This window comes from Thioclava sp. UBA3469 (genome assembly GCF_002378135.1).
Classification (GTDB): domain Bacteria; phylum Pseudomonadota; class Alphaproteobacteria; order Rhodobacterales; family Rhodobacteraceae; genus Thioclava; species Thioclava sediminum.
The window spans coordinates 3,495-9,099 of the sequence record NZ_DFRG01000019.1 but is presented as its reverse complement, the minus strand read 5'-3'; the positions used below and the strand labels follow the sequence as shown (position 1 = coordinate 9,099).

At 64.5% G+C, this 5,605-nt stretch carries 6 protein-coding genes and 2 tRNA genes; 2 read left to right on the top strand and 6 right to left on the bottom strand.

Annotated elements, in window-relative coordinates; all coding sequences use genetic code 11:
* The 5 genes from B3D39_RS01595 to rpmH form a co-directional block, all read right to left on the bottom strand.
* The coding region (locus tag B3D39_RS01595) for an EAL domain-containing protein (protein WP_286789315.1) at nucleotides 1–1,230 on the bottom strand (1,230 nt) is incomplete at its 3' end.
* Between the two features lie 81 nt (nucleotides 1,231–1,311).
* Nucleotides 1,312–2,193: a tRNA 2-thiocytidine(32) synthetase TtcA gene (ttcA, locus tag B3D39_RS01590; RefSeq protein WP_078569517.1), complete on the bottom strand. Its 882-nt coding sequence runs from the start codon at nucleotides 2,191–2,193 to the stop codon at nucleotides 1,312–1,314.
* Complete coding sequence (gene yidD / locus B3D39_RS01585) at nucleotides 2,186–2,476, bottom strand: membrane protein insertion efficiency factor YidD (RefSeq protein ID WP_078519741.1); 291 nt, start codon at nucleotides 2,474–2,476, stop codon at nucleotides 2,186–2,188. Before yidD ends, ttcA begins: the two co-directional genes overlap by 8 nt.
* Nucleotides 2,473–2,901 carry a ribonuclease P protein component gene (gene rnpA, locus B3D39_RS01580; protein WP_274962755.1) on the bottom strand — a complete coding sequence of 143 codons (429 nt, stop codon included), beginning with the start codon at nucleotides 2,899–2,901 and terminating at the stop codon, nucleotides 2,473–2,475. Before rnpA ends, yidD begins: the two co-directional genes overlap by 4 nt.
* A gap of 130 nt (nucleotides 2,902–3,031) precedes the next feature.
* Nucleotides 3,032–3,166: a 50S ribosomal protein L34 gene (gene rpmH, locus B3D39_RS01575; protein WP_075776231.1), complete on the bottom strand. Its 135-nt coding sequence runs from the start codon at nucleotides 3,164–3,166 to the stop codon at nucleotides 3,032–3,034.
* A gap of 305 nt (nucleotides 3,167–3,471) precedes the next feature.
* Between rpmH and B3D39_RS01570 the strand changes: the two genes are divergently transcribed.
* Nucleotides 3,472–4,896 (top strand): sensor histidine kinase, encoded by a 1,425-nt coding sequence (locus B3D39_RS01570; protein ID WP_078539797.1) that lies wholly within the window; start codon nucleotides 3,472–3,474, stop codon nucleotides 4,894–4,896.
* Nucleotides 4,897–5,042: 146 nt separating this feature from the next.
* Nucleotides 5,043–5,119 (top strand) — tRNA-Arg (locus B3D39_RS01565).
* A gap of 410 nt (nucleotides 5,120–5,529) precedes the next feature.
* Here B3D39_RS01565 and B3D39_RS01560 read toward each other — a convergent pair.
* A tRNA-Ala gene (locus B3D39_RS01560) sits at nucleotides 5,530–5,605 on the bottom strand.

The window sequence follows — 5,605 nt, the reverse complement described above, 5'->3', positions numbered from 1 at the left end:
CGGATCGTCCAGCCGTGCCACCATCGCCTGCGGGACGATCAGCCGCAACCGGTTCGGGGCGATCTCGAAGCGGTCGAATTCCCAGGCCAACCGCTCGGCCAGTTTCGGGTCGCCCATCTGTCCGGGCAGGAAGGGAAGCGAGGCCGGGCCGAAATCGCTGCCGTCGCGGGCGATTTCGCGCAGCGCACCGAAGGCCGCGTAAAGCATCACCTCGGAGAAGCGCGCGCCCAGCCCTGCGGCCTCGATCGCGGGGAGTATCTCGCTTTCGGTCAGAATCCCGCGCTGCGCATGAAGCCAACGCGGGATCGCCTGAAACCCGCTGATATCGCCTGTATCGGTGGAAATCTGCGGCAGGAAAAACGCCTTGATATGGCCCGCTTCGAGCGCGTCCCCGACACTGGCGGACAGCGGATGCGCGCCCGGCTCTTTCGTGGCGATCTTGTCCGAGCGGGAGGAGCGGATCGCCCCCGGGCCGGACTGCATCGCGCGGTTGGCCGCGGTCTCGGCGCGCGAGAGCGCCGCCTCCGCCTCTGTGTTGGCGCGCGCGTCAGCCTTGGCCTGCGTGGCCGCGTCGTCGCGATAGGCCGGGGCGACCGCACTTCGACCCACGAGGTGAAAGCCGATATGCATGGTGATCTGCTGCGTCTGCTCGGCGATCACGTAAGGCTCGCTCACCGCTTCCTGAAGGCGGCCGCAAAGCTGGATCATCCCTTCGAGGCCAAGCCGCGGCGTCGGACGCAGCAGCACCGCGAAACGCGCGCCGTCCCAGCGCGTGACCACATCGCCGCTGCGCAACTGCGCCTGCAGCCGTTCGCCGATCCGGCGCAGCAGAAGGTCGAATTCCTTCGGGGGCAGTCGTCGCAGCACCTGATCGGGTGCGTCGAGCCCGAGGATCAGGCATCCGGTCGGGCGATTGCGCTGCTGTGCGTCCTGCAAGGAGGCGGCCATCTCGGAAATCGCGGCACTCGGCGGCAGCAGGCCGGTCGCGGGGTCGCAGCCTTCCTCGTCGATCTCGGGCGGAACGTGCAGGGGGCGGGTCATCCAGCCCACCAGAATCGCGGTCAGACCGATCAGCACCATCGCCTCCGGCCCGACCCAGAGGAGGGCGAGCCCGCAAGCGGGCAAAAAGGCGATCATCTCGCGTCGGAGCAGAACCGGACCCGGCTTGCCCTGATATCTTGCGCGCAGCTCTGATTTGCGGGCGGCGCGCTTGCCCCCGTCATTACCCATGACACCTACCCCCGTGGCACATGCGGGCCCCTAAAGGCCCCCCTTCGCCAGCAAGGCTAGACGTCATTCGTGTCCAGCCGGTTAATCGCGCTCGCGCAAATCCGGGACGTTTTCGTTAAAATCCGCTTCACCCTCCGCGCGGCGCTCGAGCCCCGCGAAATCGAAGATCGAGGGGTCGCACAGATGCGAGGGGCGTGCGTTCATCAGCGCCTTGAACATCTTGTTCCGGCGGCCGGGGGCGTTCTTCTCCCAGCCGTCGAGCATCATCTTCACCTGCTGGCGCTGCAGCCCGTCCTGAGAGCCGCAGAGGTCGCAGGGGATGATCGGATAGTCCATCGCACGGGCGAATTTCTCACAATCGGCCTCGGAGACGAAGGCGAGCGGGCGATAGACGAAGAGATCGCCTTCCTCGTTCAGCAGTTTCGGAGGCATCGTCGCAAGGCGCGAGCCGTGGAACAGGTTCATGAAGAAGGTCTCGAGAATGTCGTCGCGGTGATGGCCCAGCACGACCGCCGAGCAGCCTTCCTCGCGCGCGATCCGATAGAGGTTGCCGCGCCGCAGCCGCGAGCACAGCGCGCAATAGGTGCGGCCCTGCGGGACCTTGTCCATCACGATCGAATAGGTGTCTTGATACTCGATCCGATGCGGAACCCCCATCTTCTCGAGGAATTCCGGCAGCACGGTCGCGGGGAACCCCGGCTGGCCCTGATCGAGATTGCAGGCCAGTAGTTCCACCGGCAGCAGCCCGCGCCACTGCAGCTCGTGCAGAACGGCCAGAAGCGTATAGCTGTCCTTGCCGCCCGAGAGGCAGACCAGCCAGCGTTGTCCGCGTTCGATCATCCCGTATTTCTCGATCGCCTCGCGGGTCTCGCGCACGATGCGCTTGCGCAGCTTCTTGAACTCGGTCGTCGAGGGTGCGCCTGCGAAAAGCGGATGGATCGGGCTGTCTTCGTCATCAAGCATCTGGAGTGTCCTTCGCGTCATGCGCATGGGCGCAACGATGGGCGGCGTCAAATTCGGGATCGGCCCCGGGCACCGGGTCATAGCCATGCCCGCCCCAGGGGTGGCAGCTCAGAAGTCGCTTCCCGGCCAGCCAGCCACCCTTCACCGCACCATGACGTTCGAGCGCTTCGAGCGCATAGGACGAACAGGTCGGCTGATAGCGGCAGCCATGCCCCATCCAGGGGCTGAGCAGCAAGCGATAGGCATGAACCGGTAGGGCAAGGATTCGGGCGAGGGGGCTCATTTGCGTTTGCTCCCCTTGGGTTTGCGCGGCCGCGGCGGGGAGATCGGCAAATCGTGAATGATCGTGAGCACGGTCTCGAATTCGGCCAGCATGGCGGCAAAGTCGCGCGTGGCGGTCGCTTCGGGGCGCCCGACCAGCACGTAATCCCAACCCGGCCGCCCCGCCTTGGGCAGGACGGCGCGGGCGATCTCGCGCAGACGCCGTTTCGCGCGGTTGCGCGCCACCGCGTTGCCGAGCTTCTTCGAGCAGGTGAAACCCACGCGGATCAGGTCGGGGGCGACAGGCTCGTCCTCGCGGCGCTTGCGCGCCTGCAGCAGAAAGCCGGGCATCCCCTTACGCTGCGCCGAGGCCGCTTTCAGAAAATCCGCCCGCTGCCGCAGAACCGCGGTCGGACGAGTCGGATCATCTGAGCGTATGGCGGCCATCAGGCGACCTCCGGCGAATAAACGGCGCGCAAAATAGCGAAGCCGCCGGTCTTTTCACCGATCTGACCCGAGGGCCCGACCTGCGAAAAGCATCCGGCGGCGTCAAAAGCCAGTCGCGGCTGTAACGGCCTTAAGCCGACAGACGCTTACGGCCCTTCGCGCGACGGGCGTTGAGAACCCGGCGTCCACCCTTCGTGGCCATGCGGCTGCGGAAGCCGTGGCGACGGGCGCGAACGAGGTTCGACGGCTGGAACGTGCGTTTCATCGTTTTCACTCCGGTTCGGGCCCAGAAACAGGATTCGAGGGCCAGATAGCATTTCGAAGCCGCTCTTTAGTGACCTCTCCCCAGCAAGTCAATTCGCCAAAGCGGGTTTTTTCCGGCTTTTCCGGTCGCTTCGCACGGATCGTGACCGCTCACGGGGTTTTGCCTTCTGCGCGAGCCGCCTATCTTGTGTGCAAAGCGCGGCTGACGCAGGGGACGGTATCCTTGCATCCTGACCGGCGGTGCATCAAGAGTGACATTGAAGGGGACGGGCCGATCCTGCGGGACGGCCTTGCGTTTGATAGGCGATGAAAGTGAACACTCTTTCAGGGCGGTTTCTGATCCTGACCACGGTTTTCGTGGTGCTCGCCGAGGCGTTGATCCTTTTGCCGGGTTTGGCGAATTTTCGTGAAGACTATCTTCTTACGCGACTTGAGCGTGCGCAGATCGCCTCGCTTGCGCTTCTGACCACCGACACCACCATCGCGCCCGATCTGGAAAAAGAGCTTCTATCGAATGCGGGTGTCTTCAACGTGGTGCTGCGCAGGGATGCGGCGCGGCAGCTGGTGCTGTCCTCGCCGATTCCCTCTCCGGTGACCGAAACATACGATCTGCGCGATTCGACCGAATGGACGCGCATTCGCGACGCGGTCCACGCGCTCTTCGATTCCGGGGATCGTGTGATCCGGGTGCTGGGTCAGCCGGTGCAGAAGGGCGGTATCGTGATCGAGGTGACGCTCGCGACCGAACCGATGCGGATCGCGATGGTGGAATACGGGCTGCGGCTCCTGTCGATCTCGGCGGTCTTCTCGGTGATCACCGCCGTTCTGCTGTTCCTTCTCGTGCGTCGCCTGATGGTCGTGCCGATCAAGCGGCTGGTCGCGCATATGTCTTCTTACGCGGACGCGCCCGAGGATGCGCGGCGCATCATAACTCCGCAGGCCAGCGTCGAGGAGCTGCGCGTAGCTGAGGAGGCGCTGGCCTCGATGCAGCAGCAGCTCACCGCGTCGCTGCGCCAGAAGGAGCGTCTCGCGCAGCTGGGTCAAGCGGTCGCCAAGATCAGCCACGACCTACGCAACATCCTGACCACGGCGCAGCTCTTTGCCGACCGGATGGAAAGTTCGGACGATCCCGGTGTGAAGCGCGCCGCGCCGAAACTGACCGGCTCGATCGAGCGCGCGATCAACCTTTGCGAAACGACGCTCGCCTTCGGCAAGGCCAAGGAGCCGCCGCCGACGCTGTCGCGCTTCATGTTCGGCGAGCTGGCGCAGGAAGTTCTGGAGAACGAGGAGCACCCGAGCGAAGGCCCGCTCGTCGATTTCGTTACCGACATGCCGCCGAATCTGGTGATCCGCGCCGACCGCGAGCAGCTCTATCGCGTGCTCAACAATCTCGTGCGCAACGCCCGGCAGGCAATCGAAGCGACTGGCCAGAACGGCACGGTGGAGATCGGCGCAGGCGAGAATGCCGATGGCTGGTGGATTCGCGTGCAAGATAGCGGCCCCGGCCTGCCGGAGACTGCGCGCGAACACCTCTTCAAGCCCTTCACGGGCGGCACGCGTGCGGGCGGCACGGGGCTTGGCCTCGCCATCGCCGCAGAGTTGATTCGTGGTCATGGCGGGCGTCTGGACCTGGTTCGGACCGACGGCAACGGCACTGAGTTCCGGATCTTCCTGCCCTCGGATATCGCGCTTGATTGCGCCTCCGAGAAGGGCGCAGGCGCAATTTCCTGAGCCTGCGCGGAGTTACGTTCCGGGAGGTGCGTGCCGATCTTCAGGGCTTCCGCCAGGGCATCCAAGAATTTTGACGGTTTTCCAAAATTGCCTCGAATTTGCTCTTGCATCGCTCCGACGTGGCCGTTACATCGCCCCACATAAGCGGACCCGTAGCTCAGCTGGATAGAGCACTTGACTACGAATCAAGGGGTCGGGCGTTCGAATCGTCCCGGGTCCGCCATTTCCCCCTCCTGCTGAAAACCAATGCCTCGCAGGCCATGCCTGTCGCTCGCGCTGTTGTCTGCTGCGGTCTGCGCGCTCTGTCGGTCGTGCATGTTGCGCCGTGGGCCCTCGGTCGTCCTTTGGGATGCCTTATCGGACAAGCTCTCTCTCTCTGCGCTGCGAGGGAGGCTCGGGGCCGCGCATGGGTGTGGGGTGCCGCGGAGGTGTTCGAAGGGTGGCTGCGCGCTGATCGACGCTCTGCGTCTCTCCGGGCTGATCCAGCGGCGGGACGCTTGGAGGCTCTCTCGAGCCCTCTCAGGCGTCTGTCGGATGCGGCGTGCAGCTCATCTGTTTATAGAAAAAACAAAACCCTCGGAAACGCGAAACCCCGCCACGAGGGGCGGGGTTTTCGGCGTATCGAAGTTTGTTTGGTGGAGCCAAGGGGAGTCGAACCCCTGACCTCTTGAATGCCATTCAAGCGCTCTCCCAACTGAGCTATGGCCCC